Origin of the sequence: Thalassotalea eurytherma (assembly GCF_030161415.1) — a bacterium.
In the GTDB taxonomy this organism is placed as follows: Bacteria; Pseudomonadota; Gammaproteobacteria; order Enterobacterales; family Alteromonadaceae; genus Thalassotalea_G; species Thalassotalea_G eurytherma.
In genome coordinates, this window is sequence record NZ_BSSU01000011.1 from 74,535 (window position 1) to 96,525 (window position 21,991).

At 39.9% G+C, this 21,991-nt stretch carries 15 protein-coding genes; 8 read left to right on the plus strand and 7 right to left on the minus strand.

Going from position 1 to position 21,991, the window contains the following annotated elements:
* Positions 1–2: 2 nt before the first annotated feature.
* Positions 3–2,903 carry an RNA polymerase-associated protein RapA gene (rapA, locus tag QQK02_RS11760; protein WP_284208238.1) on the minus strand — a complete coding sequence of 967 codons (2,901 nt, stop codon included), beginning with the start codon at positions 2,901–2,903 and terminating at the stop codon, positions 3–5.
* A 388-nt stretch (positions 2,904–3,291) separates the two neighbouring features.
* Between rapA and QQK02_RS11765 the strand changes: the two genes are divergently transcribed.
* The 4 genes from QQK02_RS11765 (at position 3,292) to QQK02_RS11780 (ending at position 9,675) form a co-directional block, all read left to right on the plus strand.
* Positions 3,292–4,698, plus strand: coding sequence for a PhoH family protein (locus QQK02_RS11765; RefSeq protein ID WP_284208239.1), 1,407 nt, complete (start codon positions 3,292–3,294; stop codon positions 4,696–4,698).
* Between the two features lie 151 nt (positions 4,699–4,849).
* Complete coding sequence (locus QQK02_RS11770; protein WP_284208241.1) at positions 4,850–6,007, plus strand: hypothetical protein; 1,158 nt, start codon at positions 4,850–4,852, stop codon at positions 6,005–6,007.
* Positions 6,008–6,190: 183 nt separating this feature from the next.
* On the plus strand, positions 6,191–6,319 hold the full coding sequence (locus QQK02_RS11775) for a hypothetical protein (RefSeq protein WP_284208242.1): 129 nt from the start codon (positions 6,191–6,193) through the stop codon (positions 6,317–6,319).
* 98 nt (positions 6,320–6,417) lie between these two features.
* Positions 6,418–9,675 carry a PAS domain-containing hybrid sensor histidine kinase/response regulator gene (locus tag QQK02_RS11780; protein ID WP_284208243.1) on the plus strand — a complete coding sequence of 1,086 codons (3,258 nt, stop codon included), beginning with the start codon at positions 6,418–6,420 and terminating at the stop codon, positions 9,673–9,675.
* A 49-nt stretch (positions 9,676–9,724) separates the two neighbouring features.
* On the opposite strand, the gene QQK02_RS11785 is transcribed toward QQK02_RS11780, so the two are convergent.
* A complete protein-coding gene (locus tag QQK02_RS11785; RefSeq protein WP_284208244.1) occupies positions 9,725–10,714 on the minus strand; it encodes a hypothetical protein in 990 nt (329 codons plus the stop codon).
* 186 nt (positions 10,715–10,900) lie between these two features.
* Here QQK02_RS11785 and QQK02_RS11790 point away from each other — a divergent pair, with 186 nt between their 5' ends.
* Together QQK02_RS11790 and QQK02_RS11795 are read left to right on the plus strand one after the other, a co-directional pair.
* Positions 10,901–12,679, plus strand: coding sequence for an acyl-CoA dehydrogenase C-terminal domain-containing protein (locus QQK02_RS11790; RefSeq protein WP_284208246.1), 1,779 nt, complete (start codon positions 10,901–10,903; stop codon positions 12,677–12,679).
* Positions 12,680–12,892: 213 nt separating this feature from the next.
* Positions 12,893–13,738 (plus strand): DUF2059 domain-containing protein, encoded by an 846-nt coding sequence (locus tag QQK02_RS11795; RefSeq protein ID WP_284208247.1) that lies wholly within the window; start codon positions 12,893–12,895, stop codon positions 13,736–13,738.
* A gap of 128 nt (positions 13,739–13,866) precedes the next feature.
* Here QQK02_RS11795 and QQK02_RS11800 read toward each other — a convergent pair whose 3' ends face one another.
* Complete coding sequence (locus QQK02_RS11800; protein ID WP_284208248.1) at positions 13,867–14,007, minus strand: hypothetical protein; 141 nt, start codon at positions 14,005–14,007, stop codon at positions 13,867–13,869.
* A 715-nt stretch (positions 14,008–14,722) separates the two neighbouring features.
* Between QQK02_RS11800 and fadB the strand changes: the two genes are divergently transcribed.
* The gene (gene fadB, locus QQK02_RS11805) at positions 14,723–16,885 is read left to right on the plus strand and encodes a fatty acid oxidation complex subunit alpha FadB (RefSeq protein ID WP_284208250.1); all 2,163 of its coding nucleotides are present in this window, start codon (positions 14,723–14,725) and stop codon (positions 16,883–16,885) included.
* Positions 16,886–16,900: 15 nt separating this feature from the next.
* A complete protein-coding gene (fadA, locus tag QQK02_RS11810) occupies positions 16,901–18,064 on the plus strand; it encodes an acetyl-CoA C-acyltransferase FadA (RefSeq protein WP_284208251.1) in 1,164 nt (387 codons plus the stop codon).
* Between the two features lie 536 nt (positions 18,065–18,600).
* Here the strand turns inward: fadA and QQK02_RS11815 are convergent.
* The 4 genes from QQK02_RS11815 to QQK02_RS11830 form a co-directional block, all read right to left on the minus strand.
* Positions 18,601–19,113, minus strand: a complete 513-nt coding sequence (locus QQK02_RS11815) for a hypothetical protein (protein ID WP_284208252.1) — start codon at positions 19,111–19,113, stop codon at positions 18,601–18,603.
* A gap of 160 nt (positions 19,114–19,273) precedes the next feature.
* Entirely contained in the window at positions 19,274–20,146 is an 873-nt protein-coding gene (locus tag QQK02_RS11820) for a DMT family transporter (RefSeq protein WP_284208253.1), read from the minus strand.
* A gap of 8 nt (positions 20,147–20,154) precedes the next feature.
* Positions 20,155–20,706, minus strand: coding sequence for a GNAT family N-acetyltransferase (locus tag QQK02_RS11825; RefSeq protein ID WP_284208254.1), 552 nt, complete (start codon positions 20,704–20,706; stop codon positions 20,155–20,157).
* Positions 20,707–20,802: 96 nt separating this feature from the next.
* The gene (locus QQK02_RS11830; RefSeq protein ID WP_284208256.1) at positions 20,803–21,726 is read right to left on the minus strand and encodes a manganese-dependent inorganic pyrophosphatase; all 924 of its coding nucleotides are present in this window, start codon (positions 21,724–21,726) and stop codon (positions 20,803–20,805) included.
* Positions 21,727–21,991 lie beyond the last annotated feature (265 nt).

Below are 21,991 nucleotides of genomic sequence, written 5' to 3' on the forward strand. Positions count from 1 at the left end.
TATTATTGACCCGCTACGATTAAACGAATAGCTTCGAATTTCAACATCGCATGATCAATAAAGTGACTCAGTTGCTCTTGTTGCTCTTTGATAAAGGCTAATTCAGATGCACGAACATTTGGGTTAATTTTTGATAATGCAAATAAACGGTCATATTCTTCATTAAGTGATTCGTTCATTTGCGCTAACGCTTTTTTCTGAATCGCATTTACTTGCTGCTGTGCGTGCTCTTCAGCTGATGACACTAAAGGCGATACTTGAGATTTAAGCGCCTTCACTAACTGTAAAGCGACTTGTTTTTTAACTGGTGATAATTGCTTATCAAACACCTTAGATGGCACTTTGTCAGCCAAATCATTACCGTTTTTATCCACTAAAATGCGAATAGGTGTTGTTGGTAAATACCGTGGTAATTGCAATTGGCTTGGCGCGGTAGCTTCAACGGTAAATATGCACTCTAAGAAAAAGGTACCCGCTGGGATCGCTGGGTTCTTTAATATACCTATGCTTGAGTTACCAATGTCGTCAGATAGAATTAAATCCATTGAGCCTCGAACCATTGGGTGATCCCAAGTGAGCAGCTGATAATCTTCACATGCTAGTGCAGTGTGACGGTTGAAGGTCACGGTTGTACCGTCTTCTGGCAAATTAGGAAAGTTCGAGTTCAACATGTGCTCTGTTGGGTGCAAAGCAATGGCGTTATCGGCTTTGTCATCTTGCTGTACATTAAATACGTCGAAAACATTAAACATAAAGCTAGGTAACTCAATGCCTTGATCTTGCTCATCAATTAATGAAACAAGTTGTTGCGCACGACCTTGGCCTGAAGAATTAAGCTCTAGCAATTTATCTCGGCCTGATTCTAAATCGGCTTTTATTTCTAAGTGTTTTTCATGGCTGTCAGCAATGAATTGATCTGCTTGAGCCGATTGCCAATTTGCTGTTAATGCTAATTGGACAAGCGTTGCCCCATATTGCTCATAAACAGCGCGGCCGGTAATACAAGTATGTTCAAAGGCATTAAGGCCTTTATGGTACCAATTGAACAATAGTGACTGCGCTGATTGTTCAAAATATGGGACATGTAATTTAATTGTTTGCGTTTGACCAATGCGGTCTAAACGGCCAATACGTTGTTCGAGTAGATCAGGGTTACTTGGTAAATCAAATAACACGAGATGATGCGCAAATTGGAAATTTCGGCCTTCACTGCCGATTTCAGAACACAATAATACTTGGGCAGAGTCTTCGTCTTGCGCAAAATAGGCAGCAGCTCTGTCGCGTTCAATAATTGACAAACCTTCGTGGAATACAGCTGCGCGCATACCTTCTTTTGTTCTTAAGGCATTTTCTATATCAATTGCTGTTTGCGCATGAGCACAAATGACTAATACTTTTTCTTTATCAAGTGATTTTAATAAATCAATTAAGAAGTCAACGCGTGGATCAATGTCGTACCAAGGGTAATCATGATGGTCGAGTTCAAATAGTCGCTCTGGCGTATTGAGCCACTGGCTTTGTTGTGCTGTTTTTAGCGTTTCAATGTCGTTTGATTGAATGTACTCAACAATTTTATCCTGATAATCGTCAGGCATTGTTAATGGCGCAGCCTTTAGCTGTCGCTCAGGGAAACCTTTAATCGTGTTTCGAGAGTTTCTAAACAAGATACGGCCTGTACCATGGCGATCAAGCAACTGTTTCACTAAGCTTTGGCGGGCTTCATCACGCTCTTCATCATCACTATTTGCTAGTAAAAGTAAATCTGATACGTCGCTTTCTTTTAATAGGCTCGCTAAGGTGCTGATGTCGTCAGCAAAGAGTTCATCGTCACTGAGAAGTTTGTTGGCACTTTGGGCGACGTCTTGGTAATGGCTTTCTTCTTCTACGAATTTTGCATAGTTAAAGAAACGGTCAGGATCGAGTAATCGTAAGCGAGCGAAATGACTTTCATGACCTAACTGATCCGGCGTAGCAGTTAATAGCAAAACGCCTGGAATTGTTTGTGCAAGTTGTTCAATGCATTGATACTCAAGGCTCGGTTTTTCTGGCTGCCAATTCAAATGGTGTGCTTCATCAACGACCATTAAATCCCATTCTTCGGCAATAATCGCTTCATACCATTGTGGGTTTTGGCAAACAAAATCTAAATTAACGAGTACTAATTGCTCGGTACTAAATGGGTTTTCTTCGCCAGATTCAAGGCATCGCTCTTCATCAAATATACTAAATGCCAAATTAAAGCGACGTAGCATTTCAACCAACCACTGATGCATTAAAGGCTCAGGCACGATGATCAGAATTCGGCTTGCTCGTCCACTAACGAGTTGTTGGTGAATAATAAGACCAGCTTCAATGGTTTTACCTAAACCCACTTCATCGGCAAGTAAAACACGTGGAGCGAAACGTTTACCGACTTCTTCTGCAATATACAATTGATGAGGGATCAGACTAACACGTCCGCCAACTAAGCCTGATAAATCTGACTGTTGCTGCTCGAATTGCTTACTCAAACAGTTTTTACGCAGTTGAAACCAATCAAGGCGATCTATTTGACCATTTAGCAGGCGATCATGAGGCTTATTGAATTTGATAAAATGATCAATCATCACCTCTTTCAAACTTGTCGGCTCTTGCGTATCGACACGAATACCATGATAAGTGAGTAATTGATTTTGCTCTTCAATTGATTCTATTTGCAACTGCCAGCCTTCGTGGCTAGGAATAATGTCGCCTTCATTAAAGATAACTCGGGTTAGCGGTGCATCAGCTTTGGCATACTGCCTTGAGTCGCCTGTTGCGGTAAAAACTATGGTAACAAAGCGGTTTTCTAGTGCTGTAACTGTACCTAAACCTTGTTCAGATTCGCTATCGCTTATCCAGCGTTGGCCGAGTTGAAATGACATTAACGTGTGTCTCCTAGTCGCTAGCTCAAAAATGGCGCGCTATATTACCGTTAATCATAGTTGTAATCATTAAAAAAATCTTATTATTGGCAATTTGTCAGCGATTTTCGACAGAAAGGAATAAAGTGGCGGGGCAAAGTGAATATTGAATTAAGAATGCCTGACCTAATTGGCCAGTTTGCCATCAAATTATGACAAGTCAATGACCTTTTTATAGCGTAAAAAAATTCATTAAAAAACGACATTTTTTGCTTGTTTTGGTGATCACTTAGTGAGACAGTGGAAGTGTCAATACTGACTTTACATTTGTCCGTTCGCTAACTTAGATGGGACATTTCTTTCACCAGTAAGACCATCTGTTTAGCGTTCTATCGTAGAAGGATATGCTATGGCAGATAACAAAATCACTTACGTACTCGACACAAATATTTTACTGCACGAACCTTTCGCTTTCCTCTCCTTTAAAGAGCACAACGTTGTTATTCCAATGACGGTTTTAGAAGAGCTCGACTCAATAAAAGATAGAAAAAAAGATGTTAGTCGTGACGCCCGTGTTGCCATTCGAGCGCTCGAAGATACTCTCGCTAATGCCACACCTGAAGAAATTGTTGAAGGTGTCTCGCTTGCCCACGTTGGTGGTGAAGGTGAACCAACAGGTACTTTGGCCATTTTTAATGATTACGCGCTAGAAAAAGACAATACTCAAGTATCGACAATGAAGGGGAGTCGTCTGTCATTTAACGACAACGATAACCGCATTATTACCGCTGCCCTGCATTTACAGTCAAAAAGTGACGGTAGGAAAGTTGTATTGGTCACTAAAGATATTAACATGCGCTTGAAAGCCAAAGGCGCGGGATTGAATTTCGTTGAAGACTATAGAACTGACCAATTAATTGATGATATTCAATTCTTAACTAAGGGTTATCAAGCGTTTGAAGGAGACTTTTGGCAGCACGTTAAAGATTGCGATAGTGAGACAAGTGGCCGTGTGACAACCCATTATGTAGAAAAATCGCTATTAAAAAGTACTTATATGAATGAGTACGTGATTGATGAAACAGAACACTTCGCCGGTAAAGTCACTGGATGGGATGATGAAAAAGTTGCCATTCAAGATGTTTCTCGCGAGCGCTTAATGGGAAAAAGTGCCTGGGGTATATCGCCGAAAAATGTCTATCAGGGTATGGCGATGGATGCATTGTTAGACCCAAATATTGATATGGTTGTACTAACAGGTCCTGCGGGTTGTGGTAAAACATTACTGGCGTTAGCTACGGCTTTAGAGCAAGTGGTAGAACGTGGCCTATATGACAAAATTATTGTGACTCGTTCAACACCTGAAATTGCTGAATCGATAGGCTTTTTGCCTGGCACCGAAGAAGAGAAAATGGCCCCATGGTTAGCAGCTATTACTGACTCTTTAGAAGTGTTGCATAAACAAGATGAGAATATGAATGGTAGTCTAAATTACATTATGGAAAAGGCGAATATTCAGTTTAAATCGGTAAACTTTATGCGTGGTAGAAGTATTCAAAATGCTTTTGTTATTTTAGATGAATGTCAAAACCTCACTGCTTCACAGCTTAAAACAATCATTACGCGCTGTGGTGAAGGAACCAAGCTAATCTGTTCTGGTAATTTGGCACAAATTGATAGTAATTATTTAACCGCAGTAACGTCGGGCTTAACGTATATCGTTGAAAGATTTAAAGATTTCCCTGGCAGTAGTACAGTGAACTTAAATGGTGTTGTTAGAAGTCGATTAGCCTCTTTTGCTGAAGAAAACATGTAGTAGACGTTCTTAAGTGATTGAATAAAATAGTTGCCAAAGTTTACTTTTGTGGTGTCAAAAGGCTGGGGCTAATAACAAGGAGTGTTATTAGCTACACAGTCAAAAACCTTGCTGTTAACATTTTTTTTACTTCTTGTTGTGTTTTTTTTACATGGTGTTAGTTTTATCTGAAGTAAATATTAAAGGGATTTTTATGAAGTACATTTCTGTTATCTTAACACTGTTTTTTTCACCATTATCTTTAGCTTTTCTGTTTGATGGAAAGCAAGATGTTCAAGCATATGCTTGTGAAGACTGTAATGAAATAAATGCGAGAAATATAGCTGTGGCTAATGCTCCAGTGAATAACTGTGATATTTTTCGTAATGGAAGCATTGCGAGTTATTGTGAACCAATTTCTAAAGAAATTTTGATTCCTGTTCACAAAACAAAAGACATATATAAGTTTATTGTCACAACAAAAATAGACTCTCAAAATCGCCCATTCGTGAGCGCAAGGGCATTTCCTCTAACATCAAATCAATCTGCAATAATGCACAGTTACCTTGATTTCAATGATGATCTTATTAATGCAATAAGTGAAGCAAGCATAAGCAGTAGTGAATTATTTCCTAAGCCAGATTTTATTATGAGCAAGAGTGCCCAAGGGGCAGGTAATAACGACAGCTCTTGTGATAGCCACCCAACAGCGTTTCTATCTAGCCCTGAAAGCAAGCGTGCAATTAGAAAAGAAATACGGGATAAATTAAGCGATTCTTTCAATGGTGATACTGCCTTAGAGTTAACACATGAAAAATTGGTGAATGGCGGGGGAATATCGCTTGGGCAAGGGCAAGGCGTTATAAATATTAGTTTTTCTTACATTAATAGAAACTTAATAGTTTTTAGAGGCGATGATTTTGACAATAGACTTGCTTTTAATGTTCATTTAGCGAGTGACTCTATGCGCGATAATCAAGTTGTTTTTAACCTTGAGTTAAATAAGGGATGGACAAAAATTGATGGATTTAAATATGGTGAGCTATTCGGTGGCGGTGAAATTGATCTAACTGGTGTTTTAGTATCAAATTGTTTAATTGATTTTTTGACAAATGAAAGTGAATCTGACGGTCAACAACCGACGACGGGAGGAGGTTCAGGATCGCTATCAGACCCATTTTATGGTTTAGACGCCTTCAATAACAACAACTCTATGAATTTCTGCCAGTCTGATAAAACTGTCAAAACATGTTCTACAACTGAAGATGGTAGTACTAAATGTGCATCATCTAGGTTAACTTGGATAAATAAATGTGGCCTTGCCAATTAACAATAATGCACGGGTTGTAAATAATATTTGAAATTGAACAGCAGTGATAAAAATGTTGTCTGCACTTGATAATACGTTATGAGATGCGCAATCTAAAAAAGCGAATACTACAATCTATTTTATTTAATTTAATGAATTAATTGGCGCATGCATAATGATTACCAGTAACAAAAGGAGAGCATTATGAGTACATTAAAAAAACTATTAATTGGTCGTCTAAATAAATCATTACAGCAAGCGGTAAAAGTTTGCAACTATGCTGATAATTATTACGGTGATCGTATTTGCACGCTGGTTGATAAAAAGCAGTAACGGGCAAACTTTAATAAAAACTTCTGTAGACAAAGACTTAATCGAATCAGTCTTTAATGTTATATTCGTCAAAGGCTGATTTATTCGAAAGAGTTGTTGTGCAAAATAAAGATAATAAAACGCGATTGTTTCAACGTTATAACCGATTAGTTTTCTCGGTTTTTATCGTAGTAGGTTTACTCGCCGTTATTATTGCAATTTCACGTTATTACGCTTCTGTAGAGGAGCATCAAACTCGCCGATTTCAGCAGCTTTTAAGCAATACTGATTTACTAGATCAGCGATTAGCTTTAGGTATTAATACCATTAATAACCTTTCTAGTCTTGCTCAATACCATTTAAAAAACCATGCACTTACATTAGCGCCATTACCCAGACTGGTTGATGATAAAGAGGGCTTCTATCTTGATATCATTCACTTTGACGATAAAACATTAATTAATAATGTAACGGGTAACGGCAGCGTTGCTGATTTGTCAGAGCCTACGTTAAATGAAATCAAGATGACGCAGCAAATTGGCCCTGCCTTTGCCAGTGCGGTCAATGTTATCCCTGAAGCGTCTTGGCTTTACTATATTTCTAATCGCCAATTTGTCAGTATTTACCCTTGGGTAGATAAGGAGCAGTGGCGCTTTAATGCGAGTAGTCGTCAAAGCCCTCACTATTTAGCCTTGAGTCGGTTAGGGCAAGATGAACTTTATTGGTCTTCACCTTATATGGATACCGCGGGCACAGGTGCTAGCTTTTCTTTAGGCCAAGGGGTTTATAACCAATCTCGATTTATGGGGGCTTTAGTACTCGATTTCAATTTAACTAAGCTTTCTCAATATTTGACGAAAAGACCAAGTGATAACGCATCTATCGTTGTTGTAAACGCGCAACAAAAACTGATGATTAATTACCCTCATGAAACAACAGAAGAGCAGCAACTGGTGTCATGGCTAGATATTGCTCCCGCTGAATTACAAGAGTTAAGCCTTGCTGATATCAATTCAAGAGGCCCTTTTTTCAAAAAGAATGGTTGGTGGGTTGAAGTGGTTCAGCTCAAGTCGAATGGTTGGTCTATTATTCAATATCAGCCTTACAATTCCTTCATTTCTCCCATTATAAGAGACGCGATAGTTAGTTTTATTTGGATTATGGGGACACTTTTTGTTGTTGTTCTTGTGCTGTACCTTCTTACCTTAGGCAGTTTTATTAAGCCGACCAAGAGCTTTATTCAACATATCGAAAATTCAGCTAAAGGCGATCCAGGCAAAGAGAAACCTCCGCTTGGTTGGCATTATTGGTACCAGTTGGTAGAAAATATATTTGGTCAAAACCGCAGCTTGATGCAGAAATTAAAAGATCATAACTCTGAGCTAGATCAGCGTGTAGCAGAGCAAACCAGTGCACTAAGAGCGAAAAGCGAACAGCATGAGCGAGACTTTGCGCAATTAGTTTCTATCGTTAATGCGATTCCTGAACTAATTATTTTCACTGATCCTAAAGGCTTAACAATTGGGGTTAATCGCGCGTTTAAGAAGTTTATATCTGTCGAAGATGAGAGCTTAATTGGTAAAGACGCGTCAAACTTATTACCTAAAGCCATTGGTCAGGTACTTGAGCACTTTGTTCATTTGACTAAGCAAGGTAATGACAGCTCGTTAAATATTCGCAATGTTGAGGTGAACGACCAGCACTTTGATATTTATTGTGGTTACGTGTTTAGTGATGAAAAAGCCATTCTTGGTAGCGTATTCATTATTCGAGATGTGACTAATCAGCATGCTACCGAACTCGCCATAATGAAAGCTAAAGAGCATGCCGAAGATGCCAACCAAGCAAAAAGTCAGTTCTTGGCAAATATGAGTCACGAGATTCGCACACCGATTAATGCTATTGACGGTATGATGTCAGTACTCGAAAATACAACAATAACACCTTTGCAGATGCAGTATATTACTACAGCTCAATCTGCATCATCATCGTTATTGCGACTTGTTGATGAGCTGCTCGACTTAGCAAAAGTTGAGTCTGGCAATATGCAGTTATATTACGGTAGCTATTCTCTAGATAAAATTATTGAGCAGGCCGTTGAATTCAATTTAAGCAAGGCGAAACAAAAAGGCCTCGATTTTATTATTGAGTTATCGCCTTTATTACCCGCTAAAGTAAAAACAGATGAAGGTCGACTTGTTCAAGTATTAAATAACATCTTAAATAACGCCGTGAAGTTTACTCGCAGTGGTTCTATTAAGTTATATGTGAATACTTACATCAGAGCAAAGCATCAAAACCAAACTAAAATACGCTTTTCTATCACCGATACCGGTATAGGTATCAAGCCTGATGCACAAAAGGATTTGTTTAACGCGTTTACTCAAGTTGATGAGTCTATGACCCGAGAGTACGGTGGTACTGGTTTAGGTTTAGCAATTTGCCAACAAATTGTTAGTTTGATGGGCGGGACAATCAAAATAGACTCAGCTTTAGGCAAAGGCAGTGAATTTAGCTTTGAAGTGCTTTTTGATGACGTGATTTATCATTCACCGTTAAATCACCAAATTGAGATTGCAAGTTTAGCGGCGTCAATTAGTGAAAATGCGGTTGAAGGCATTAATCAATTAGCGGTTAATGTGCGTAAGTTAACAGATATAGCTAACCTATCAGTAGTAGAGCAAGATACTGTGTTAGTGATTGATACGGAACAAGCAAATGATGAAGATTTGTTTAAAAACTTACTCGAATTTAGTCATCAACATTATTGTCATTGGCAACATATTAAAGCTGTTGGTATTTTACTGCCAGAGCGCAAAGAAAAAATAGCAGCTATTGAAAAACAAGCCATGTCGTTGAACTTACCTTATTTGTTTATTGAACAACCTATCTACCGTTCAACGCTATTATCACTTTGCAAAATGGAAATGCAGCAACAAAACCAAGCACTTAAAAACCGCTTGATAGAAAGCCCAGCAAACGACTCGTTATTGCAAAATAAGCGAGTCTTGCTTGTTGAAGATAACTTAGTTAATCAAATGGTTGCCAAACAGCTTTTGTCAGCAATGGGTATTGACGCAAAAATTGCAGAAAACGGTCAGCAGGCGCTAGAAATGGTAAAAAAAGAGGACTTTGAACTTGTCTTGATGGATATTCAAATGCCTGTGATGGATGGATTAACAGCGACCCGAAAAATTAGAGCAATGAAACAATTTGAAAACTTACCCATTATTGCAATGACTGCCCATGCACGAGAAGAAGACCGACAGAACAGTTTTCAAGCCGGCATGAATCTTCACATTGCTAAGCCTGTAACGGCAAAAATCTTGAAACAGGGAATGCTTGAGGTCTTAAATTTGAATCAACAAGTCAGTTGATAAAACGGTTACTATCTTCCTAGCAATATCTATTTGGCCATTATAGGCTTTATTCTTCATCAACCGTTTCATTGACATGAAATTTCTCTACCGTGTATAAACCAGCATCTATAGCCTGCTCTGATTGCAGCGCAATTTTCCCAAGTGGATATTGTGCAGGGCCGGTTGGCTCGCCCAACACATAGGTAATACCTTCATAAGAAATTGTTTTATCACCTGCCTGCAAAGGAGCATTAATACCCATCAACGCATGGCCATCGATAAACACCATTATCATTTCAATGCGTGGCATTAAGCTGCGTAAAAGTGCCGAAGCAAGTGTCACTTTTGAATCGCAATCACCTTGGTTTTGATACAAAAGTTGCATGGGGGGGACAAAGCCAGCACCTGCTGATGTTTGCCTTGAGGCTAATTTAGAGTATGGGATAGACTGGATAAAGTTGAACGTATAGTCGGTAACCAGTCGGATATTTCTTAACTCTACCGTTTCTAAAATAATGGGTTTGAGTGCTTTTAGTAATGGCGCAGATTGTTCTGCAATTTTAACATGATCGGGTTTCACACCTTGTTTGCCATCATGGCGCGTGAAAATATGATAAAAACGTTGGGCGAGATATTGCTCTTTTGCCTCACCTGATAGGCGCTTTAAATGGGCTGATGCATCTTGCAATGCATTTTCACTCGTTGCGGTTAACCCGATACCCAGCTGGCCATTATCTCGAGTAAGCTTTATTGATACACCGTCAATAGGATCAGCTTGCCATGCTTTTAGTGTTTTTTTAACGACAGCCTGTTGCGCGGATAGTGGATTATAAGCACGAAAATTTCTAAACGGTTTAAAAAAGGCACCACTATTTTCAGAGAAGTTGAGTTGTTGCGCGGCATCATTCATATCTTGCCAGGCAAAATTAAGACTTACCGTCCCTTCTTGTTGCTGTTTGCTAAAATGTAATTGTTGAGCGCAAAGCATTAACGGCGTCGCTAGAAACGCGAGACTGAGGGAGAGTTTCACTAAGCTGCGGCAAACTTTATTTTTCATGGTGCTAGGCTTTATAGCTTCTCAAATAGATTACATAACAAGGTTTTAGTGTAATAAAGCGGAACCTGTTTTCTATTGATAGTACGTTCTCATCGCGCTGATTGCCACTTATTGCTTTACATTTTCAAACAATTGTTTATATTTAAACGGTTGTTTTAATCGTATGTTTAATTATTAGGAGTCCCCATGGCTGACTATCAAGCCCCGTTAAAGGATATGAGCTTTTTGCTACATGATGTGTTTGATGTTTCAACTTTATGGCCATCGTTACCACACCTGGCCGATCATGTAGACCCAGAAACCGCAGATGCTATTTTGCAAGAATGTGCAAAAATTGCTGAGCAAGAAATTGCACCACTATCAAGAAATGGTGATGAAACCGGTGTTTCATTTAACAATGGTGTTGTTACGACAGCGCCTGGTTACAAAGAGGCTTTCCAAACTTATGTAGAAGGTGGTTGGACTGCACTCGGTGGTGATGTTGAGTATGGTGGCATGGGCATGCCTAAAATGATTACAGCTTTACATGAAGAAATGTTATGTGGCGCTGATATATCATTCTCTTTATACCCTGGCTTAACAGCAGGCGCAGGCTTATCAATCGCAAAGCATGCTACTGAAGAATTAAAAGAGCGTTACCTAACGCGCATGTATTCAGGTGAATGGACTGGCTCAATGTGTTTAACTGAGTCACATGCAGGTACTGACTTAGGAATGATTCGCACAAAAGCTATTCCTCAAGAAGATGGTAGCTATAAGGTAACGGGCGAAAAGATATTTATTACAGCGGGTGAACACGATCTAGCTGAAAACATTGTCCACTTAGTACTCGCTAAATTACCCGATGCGCCAGCAGGGCCTCGTGGTATTTCATTGTTCTTAGTGCCTAAGATTTTAGTCAATGAAGATGAAACATTAGGCGAGCCAAACAATGTTAAGTGTGGCTCTATCGAACACAAAATGGGTATTCATGCCTCTGCGACTTGTGTGATGAACTTTGACGGTGCAACAGGCTATCTTGTTGGTGAACTTAATAAAGGTTTAGCATGTATGTTCACCATGATGAACTTCGAGCGTATTGGTGTTGGTATCCAAGGCATTGGTGCGGGTGTTCGTTCATATCAAAACGCATTAGAGTACGCTAAAGATCGTCTTCAAAGTCGTGGTTTAAGTGGTGTTAAATCACCTGAAAAGCCAGCTGATTCTATTATGGTTCACGGTGACGTGCGTCGAATGTTGCTCAATATGAAGGCATCAAATGAAGGTTCACGTGCACTATCGACATACATTTCTATGAAATTAGATATTGCGACCTACGGTGAAGGCGAAGAAAAAACGAAAGCTGACGCACTTGTTGCGTTGATGACACCTATTGCAAAAGCATTCTTTACCGACTTAGGTTTTGAAAGCGCGGTTGCTGGTCAGCAAGTATTTGGTGGTCACGGCTTTATTCGCGAATGGGGTCAAGAGCAGTTAGTTCGTGACTGTCGTATCGCGCAAATTTACGAAGGCACGAATGGTATTCAAGCAATGGATTTACTTGCCCGTAAAGTTGCTGGCTCAAAAGGTGAGTTGTTTAGTGTTTTTGCTGATGAAGTAAAAGCCTATATTGCTGAAACGACAGCGCAAAACATGCAGGAATTCATTGCGCCACTTTCAACGGCACTTGCAGATTTAGAAGCGTTAACGCAAGAAGTCTTAGTAAAAGCGGCGGCTAACCCAGAAGAGTTAGGCACGGCAGCAAACGACTACTTGCATGTCTTTGGTTATACGGCAATGGCTTACATTTGGGCAATTATGGCAGAGAAGTCTTTTGCTAAAGCTGACCAAGATGAGTTTTACGTGTCAAAAATTAAAACCGCACGCTACTTCTTTAAACGCATGTTACCTAGGACACAGTCGCTAATTTTAGCGATTCAAGCAGGCAGTGACGTGTTATTTGATATAGAAGATGAATTGTTTTAATTACTAGATAAAAATATTATTTTAAAAAGCTCGCAAACTTGCGGGCTTTTTTATTTACAGACTATAATGAATGAGAATTTATTGTGTTGTAATTTTTTTGAAGACATACAGTAAATCCAAAATGCAGGGAGCATTAATTTGAAAAGGAATAAGCCTTAGGTTACGGGCATTCAATTTATCCCTGCTGATATCACATTAACGTTAGGGATTATTATGAAAAAATTCACGTCTTTTATGAGCGGTTGCTTAGTTGTTATTGCATCAGTGCTTACATTGTCAGTTTATGCTGAAACGGCAGACAACAGCCAAATTTATCAATTGCTCGATCGTTCAGGAACTACACGCGCCATTGAAGGCCTACCTATTCAAATGCAAGCATTAGGTCAGCAACTCGCGTTAACGGCTAAAAATCCGCAAGAGCACCAAGAGTTTATGACGTTGTTTATAGACTCACTTGATACAGACCGTATGCTACAGCAAATGCTGGAAAATATTGGCAACAATATGTCGTCGGAAGATATCGAAGGTGTTTTGCAATGGCTACATACCGATATTGGTGAGCGCATAGTTAATGCTGAATTAAAATCGACTGAACCTGAATTTCAGCAAAATTTTATGTTGTTTATGGCTGAGCTTCAAAGTAGCCCTCCATCAGATGAAAGAAAAGTCGCTATTATGGAGTTTGTTGAAGCTTCTGGCATGGTTGATCAAGGCATGAACTTAATCACGGGTATGGTTAAGAATATGTTTTCGGTTATCAAAACAAAAAATTCCGAAGACGAAGAGCTTACCAAAAACTTAGACGATCAGTTGGCATTGATGACGAAATCTATGCGTCCTGCTTTTGAGCAACAAATGGTATTAAGCTCATATTATTTATATCAAGATATTAGCAATGAAGATTTAGCAACGTATATGACATTTTTTGAACAACCTGCCGGAGAAAAATATCTAGCAACCATGTATGACGCTTTAGGTGAAGCATTGAATACTTGGGGCAGAGAAATGATCAGTCAAGTTGTAGCGCAACATGATAAAACCGCTGAAAATGCTGAGTAGAACTTAAGGCAGTTATTTAGCGTTAAATTGACGTTAACTTTAAAGCAAAGGCCAGCATCATTGCTGGCTTTTTTTACCGTTCAAATTGCGCTTTAGAGAACGGTATTTAACGGGGAAAACGTCAAGTATTAAGCGGTTGTATTGATGATAGAGTCGCCTTCTTCAATATCAAATTTCTCAAAAAGCGAAGACAAAATATCATCTTTATCATGACTGCTAAGCTCTTCACTACCACTTGCAGCAGGCTTTTGAGCGACAACTTCATTCAAGTAATCTGTAATATCACTAATTTCTTCAGTGCTTTGCTTAGTGGGCGGAGGTGGCCTTCTAAATCATTATCTTCGATGAGGAGGTGGACAACTTTCACCTAAATAGTTAGCTACCAGTCTACGTAACCGACTACTGTTATCAACCATTTGATCCCAATTGTTTTCTTGTTGATAGATGTTAATGAGTTCACTGGCTAAAAGCTGTAGGCGTTCAATTTCTTTATTATTAACATATTAGAGCATGCCTTTATCAATGCTACTTTGCACTAATATCATTAATGTGACGATTAATGCGACACTAAAGGCAAACAAAATAAAGAACAGCTTATTTTGAATATTCAGAGAATATAGAGTCTCACGCTTCCTTAATTAAATGACCAGGTATTTCGTTTCAAACAATAACATTAAGGTGATTATATAAATAGAATGTGCAAACAACGTGCACAAATTTAACTATTAGGTTTTTAATCTGATGGGCAGTTGAATGTAATTATTACCCTGACATTAAGATTTCTAGGGCTTCACGGTATAAAGATTTTAATTGACTACACTTATTAGTACGACCGATTTGAGCGCACATTTATACGCTCAATTAAAACACCTGTTTAAAAAATTTGATTTTCGCTTTTAATCAAGGCACACTCAATCAGCTATTATTACACACATAACAAATATTCTGTTTAGAAAGCACCTTAAAGGTGAAGGAGAGGAAGGCATGTTATTTCAAGGCAAAAGCCTTACTGCCGAACTACTTACTGATGGTATTGTTGAAATGCAATTCAACGCTGAAGGCTCAGTAAACAAGTTCGATCAGGCAACATTTAAAGAGTTCACTGCAGTTATCGAGGCGATTAAAAACTGTAGCGAGGCTAAAGGTGTCATCGTTACATCTGGAAAATCAGCATTCATTGTTGGTGCCGATATTACCGAATTTTTAGAAACATTTAAGCGCCCTGAAGAAGAGTTAGTTCCTTGGGTTAAAGGTGCATCAGATGTGTTTGATGCGTTTGAAGACTTAGATATGCCAACCGTTGCTGCGGTAAATGGTTTTGCCCTAGGCGGCGGTTGTGAGATGACATTGGCATGTGATTTCCGTATTGGTGATACAACAGCGTCAATTGGTTTACCGGAAGTGAAACTAGGCCTAATGCCTGGTTTTGGTGGTACTGTTCGTTTACCACGCATCATTGGCGCAGATAACGCTGTTGAATGGATGTCTACGGGCAAGCCTCATAAGCCAGAGCAAGCATTAAAAGTAGGTGTTTTAGACTCAGTAGTTGCACCAGAAATGCTTAAAGAAGGCGCTATTTCGATTGTTAAACAAGCAATTAAAGGTAAGTTAGATTGGCGTGCAAAACGCCAGCCTAAGCTAGAAGCATTAAAACTTAGCCCTGTAGAAAAAATCATGACGTTCAATACCTGTAAAGGCATGATTGCAGCTAAAGCGGGTAAGCATTATCCAGCACCTATGGTGATGGTAAGCTCAATTGAAGCCGCATGTGACTTAGATCGTGCAGGCGCGATGGCTGTTGAAAACCAAGGTTTTGCTAAATTAGCGAAAACCGACGCTGCAACCGCGCAAATTGGCTTGTTTATGGCTGACCAAGTTATCAAGGGCAAAGCGAAAAAAGCTGGCAAGGTTGCGACTAAAGCAATCAACAAAGCTGCTGTGTTAGGTGCAGGTATTATGGGTGGCGGTATCGCGTACCAATCTGCATACAAAGGCACACCTATTATCATGAAAGATATTGCTGATAGCGCGTTAGACTTAGGTTTAACTACGGCTGCCGGTTTACTAACTAAGCAAGTAGAACGTGGTCGTATGAAGCCTGCGAAAATGGCAGGTGTATTAGCGAATATTACGCCATCATTGAGCTACGATAGCGTTAAAGATGTTGACGTAGTTGTTGAAGCTGTTGTTGAAAACCCGAAAGTTAAAGGTATTGTTTTAGCTGAAGTTGAAGGTGTGGTAGCTGATGATGCTATCTTAACATCAAACACATCAACGATTTCAATTGACCTACTTGCTGAAAGTGTAAAACGTAAAGACAAATTCTGTGGTATGCACTTCTTTAATCCTGTGCATAAAATGCCATTGGTCGAAGTTATTCGCGGTAAAGAAACGTCTGACGAAACGGTTGCAGCTGTTGTTGCGTACGCGGCGAAAATGGGTAAATCACCTATCGTCGTAAACGACTGCCCAGGTTTCTATGTAAACCGTGTTTTATTCCCTTACTTTGCAGGCTTTAGTCATTTAGTTAAAGAGGGTGCAGACTTTACTGCCGTTGATAAGGTCATGGAGAAAAAGTACGGCTGGCCAATGGGCCCTGCTTACTTACTTGATGTTGTTGGTATTGATACCGCAGATCACTGTACTGGTGTTATGTCAGCTGGTTTCCCTACTCGTATGCAGAAAATTGGTGACGACCCAGTTAGCAAAATGTACGCGAACGAGCGCTTTGGTCAGAAAAACGGTAAAGGTTTTTACGACTACGGCACAGACAAACGCGGCAAGCCAACAAAGGTTCCTGCACCAGTTGCATATGACCTAATTGGTAATACTGAACATACCGAATTCTCTGCTGATGAAATTATTGCACGTCTTATGATTCCAATGGTGAACGAAGTGGTTCGCTGTTTAGAAGAAGGCATTGTAGATACTGCAGCTGAAGCTGATATGGGCTTAATTTACGGTTTAGGTTTCCCTCCGTTTAGAGGTGGTCCAATTCGTTATTTAGAAACGGTTGGCATTGCTAACTTTATCGAAATGGCAGACAAATATGCGCATTTAGGTGAAATTTACCACGTAACAGACGGTATGCGTGAAATGGCAGCTTCTAGTAAGTCATACTTCACGACAGACGTTAAAACAGCTTAAGCCGAGGAAAGAAAAATGAAAGAAGTCGTAATTGTCGATTGTATTCGTACCCCTATGGGTCGCTCTAAGGCTGGTGTTTTTCGTAACGTGCGCGCCGAAGCCTTATCTGCACACTTAATGCAGCAACTTTTAGTCCGTAACCCGAACTTAGATCCTGCATTAATTGAAGACATTATCTGGGGGAATGTTAAACAAACTAAAGAGCAAGGCTTTAACATTGCTCGTAACGCTCAGTTATTAACTGACATTCCAAAGTCTACGGGTGCTGTTACGGTTAACCGCTTATGTGGTTCATCAATGCAAGCACTTCACGATGCCACAACTAACATCATGGCCGGTCAAGGTGACGTGTTTATGGTTGGTGGTGTTGAGCACATGGGTCACGTACCTATGATGTACGATGTAGATTTTGACCCAGCATTAAGTAAGCACATTTCACGTGCAGCCGGAAACATGGGTTTAACTGCTGAATTATTAGGTATGCAACACGGTATTACACGTGAACAGCAAGATGCCTTTGGTGCGCGTTCTCATCAACGTGCGCATGCTGCTACCGTTGAAGGCCGATGGGCAAATGAAGTCGTGCCAACATTAGGTCATGATGCTAATGGCGTGTTAACTATGATTGAGCACGATGAAGTGATTCGTCCTGAAACAACGATTGAGTCGTTATCAGGTTTACGCCCAGTATTTGATCCAGTAAACGGAACGGTAACGGCAGGTACATCTTCAGCATTATCTGACGGTGCATCGGCCATGTTAGTGATGTCAGCTGATAAAGCAAAAGAGTTAGGCTTAACGCCTCGCGCTAAAATTCGTGGTATTGGTGTTGCAGGTTGCGATCCATCAACTATGGGTTACGGCCCGGTACCAGCGACGAAAAAAGCACTTAAACGTGCAGGCTTATCATTAGCTGATATTGAAATGGCTGAGTTTAACGAAGCGTTTGCTGCTCAAGCATTATCTTGTGTTCGTGCATTAGGCATTGAAGACAAAATGGATGACATGATTAACCTTAACGGTGGTGCCATTGCACTAGGTCATCCATTAGGTTGTTCTGGCACACGTATTACCGGTACCTTATTAAACGTGATGGAAAACAAAGATGTTTCTATCGGTTTAGCTACTATGTGTATTGGTTTAGGCCAAGGTATCGCTACCGTAATCGAAAGAGTATAGTTTTAACTTAGCGTGTCTTTATGACGCTATAAGTTGATTCAAATATAGAAAGCTCGGCATTTGCCGGGCTTTTTTATGCTGGCAATTATTTGATTTTTAGGGCTGAGATTCCGGCCTGCGCCGGAATGACGAGTTTAGTTCGTATGCCGCAACGATCTGATTTGAGCGCTGCCGGAATGACGGTTTGATATCAAGGTGTGCTTCAGTTCGGCTAATAACATTCGATTACGCCCGTCATTGCGGCGCAGACAATTAGACACTTGAGTCTTGTTGTGCAGGCCATTTAATTCTCATTGCGGCACAGGCTATTTAAATTCCATTGTCATTGCGGCGTAGACAATTAGACAATTAGACACTTGAGTCTTGTGGTGCAAGCCATTTAGTTCCCATTGTCATTGCGGCGAAGGCCGCAATCTTTGAGGTTGGTGTTTTTCAGTTCTCGGCCAAGATCTCGCCGAGATGACATAGCTTTTAGCTCGCCGAGATGACATAACTTGTAGGTAGCCGAGATGACATAACTTGAAGGTAACTAGTTTTTAAAATGTAATGCCGAAGCTTGCACCAACCACTAATGATGTTTCACCTTCAACAAAATCTACTGCAACCATAGGTGCAATCTTAAAGTGATCTATATGAAAATCGTAGGCTGCAGACAAACGGTATAAGTCTTCTTTGCCACCGTCGTGACCATGAATTCTTTCTTTTCCGTAACCAGCGCCAACCCATACTTTTTCCATTGGGCTATAAAGTGCTGAGACAACGAATGTCTCTATACCATCACCGTGGTGCGCGCCATCAACTTTTTCCCAGGCAACGCTTGTTGCCCACTTATGATTAAATTCGTAAGCGTACTCTAAACCGTAGCTTGAGTAGGTGTGATGTTCTGTTTGAACACCTCCTAATAAAATCCCTAGTGAATGAGGACTTTCCACTTTTGATTCATGATGTGACGTGTGATGGTTTTCGGTTTCGTGATTATTGGTATCAGATGCCCAACAAGTGTTGCTAATGATGGCTAACATCAAGACAATTAATAATTTTTTAAACATGACATATACCCTTATTACTATCTTATTAGGGTATGTCATAGGTTTGAAGCTTAGTAGCAGGTATATGTTGTTTAGTATGCCAATTTTGTAATCACAAGTTGAATCAAAGCACAGCGCATGACAAGTGTTAAGGCATCGTTATCAACTTGTTTTAAAACGTCTAAATCATGACAAAGATGGCGGCAGTCGCAACAAGAACAAGTGCAAATACATCTTTTTTAGGAGGTATTTCTTTTAAAATGAAGATTGAGATGAGCATCATGAAAAAGATTTCAATTTGGCCAAGGGTTTTTACTAAAGGTACAGTTTGTAGTGACATCGCACTAAACCAACCAAGCGAGCCCAAAAAACTTGCAATTGAGGTGAACGCCACCCGTTTTTTATGAGCGAACATGGCTTTAAATGAAGAAGGATTGGTTATTAACATAAAGCCTATTAGCATGATGGTTTGTAAGCTAATAACCAAAAACAACACCCAAGCGGCTCGATGTGGAAAAGGCAACGAAATGGCAAGCGTAGCTTCTCGTACCCATAGTGACGTTAATGCAAAAGCAGACGAACAAGCTAAACCTAGCAATACTGTTTTAAGTGACAATTCAGTCATTTTTGTCGGTGAGCTGAGCATAAGAATTGCTATCGCACCGATTAACACACCAATCCAACCAAATAAGGTTAATTGTGTACCAAAAAATAACACGCCAAGAAAGGCGGCAACGGGTGCTTCACACTTTGCTAAACCTGCACCAATAGCAAAGTTTTCTTGTTTAAATAAAACAACCATTAACGCTGTTGCGACGATTTGCATGATGGCAGCGCCAACAACGTAGCTTATTGTATTATTTGATAATAAAGGTGCATCGGCGGGCGCTGCAGCGTATAACGATAGCAAATAAACAAAGGCTAAAGGTCCTGCCCAAAGAAAACGAGCAAGCGTAACGGCAGGTACACTTAGGTGCTGACTTAATTGGCTTTGAAGTGCATTTCTGCCCGCTTGGCAAAATGCAGCAAAGCAGGTGAAGAGGATCCACGTCATTGGCGTGCTTAGGTGTTTTCCATTTGATAATGAACTACATCAAGATCACCGAGTGGATCTTTACATATAGCAGACTCGATAAAACGCATACCTAGTTTTTTCATGATATTGATAGAGCCAGCGTTTTCTTTTACTGCTAAGGCGCATAAATACTTAACGTCAGGCAATTTAGCAAGCTCATTACAAATAGCTTGTGCGGCTTCAGTGCCATAACCTTTACCCCAAGTCTTTTGTTTGAAGCGCCAGCCAAGCTCTAAGTTATCAAATTGCGTTGGTTCATCACTGAAAAAGTCGAGCGGGCGAACTAAAACCCAGCCGATAAAATCGTTAGTGTCTTTTTCGAATACCTTCCATAAACCCCAACCTTTTTCTTGATTGGAATAGGCGTTCAAACGAGGCACAAAAATATTATGAACGTCTTCCATGGTTGTGACCTTACCGCCATTGATATAGCGCATCACGTCTGGATCTTGATCAAGTTCAAAGAGTAAGTCGGTATCTTGTTCTGTGATAAACCCATAGGTTAGGCGTTCACTATCGGGAATGGTTACTTTGTCCATAAAGCTTTCTCTTTCTGAAGTAGGGAAATAAAAAGGGGCAGGGTATTAACCCTGCCCCTTATTCTATTGAGCTAAATGTATTTTAGCTAGCAATAATTACGCTAATGAATCTTGTAGAGGCGGTACAACTTGCTTCTTACGACTCATGATACCGTCAATCCATACTTTGCCGTCAACAGTAGCCGAACCGTAAGCTTTTTCAGTAAGGTCATCGTTATTACTAACGACTAAAACTTCAGAGCCTTCTTTCATGATATCAGTAAGTACCAATAAAACACTGTGGTAATCGCCTTCTGTTTTCAATGCGGCGATATCTGCTTGCAAATCAGCCTTCATATCATCGACTAAGTTAAGGTTGATTAACTCTAATTGACCAATACCAATTTTGTTGCCGTGCATGTTGAAGTCTTTAAAATCGCGCATAACAAGTTCACGCACTGGCGTGCCTGCAACGGCTGATTTTACTTCAAACATTTCCATACCAAGCGCTTTATAATCTTCGATGCCCGCAATTTCTGCTAGTGCTTCAACACATTTAATATCAGCCGTAGTACAGGTTGGTGATTTAAAAATAACCGTGTCAGATAAAATCGCACACATCATAGCACCAGCAATATTCTTTGGAATTTCTACGCTGTGAAAGTCATACATCATTTTAATGATAGTATTAGTACAGCCTACCGGGCGAATCCAACATTCTAAAGGCGTTGATGTTGTGATATCACCTAATTTATGGTGATCAATAATGCCTAAAACCGTCGTGTTGTCGATGTCGTCTGGACCTTGAATGCGGTCAGAGTGATCTACCACGTAAATACCATCTGTATCAGCAAAGTTCATTTTAAGTTCTGGTTGTTCGAAACCAAACTTATCTAAAATGAATAATGTTTCAGGTGATAATTCACCTAAACGAGCAGGTTGTACATCTTCACCAATTTGCGTTTTTAAGTACGATAATGCAATTGCTGAACAAATTGAATCTGAGTCAGGAACTTTGTGTCCTACTGCATAAGCTGGCATGTTTTCTTTCTCCAAGCACCAATAATGATTTAATGGCGCGTATTCTAGCAAAATCTATTGGTGTTCGCATAGTATACAAACCGCTAAGAATAACTAGGGTCTGTTGATCTTGCTGTTTGTCACTCTGTTGCCTTGAAAAAGATGAGATTCGCGGCGCTTAAAGTAATGTTTGGTTGTTCCAAATACACTTTAAGCTACAAAGAATATCGCTTTTTCAAGTCAACCCAAAGGGCTATGGCTAATTTTAAACCTAACATCGTTGAAA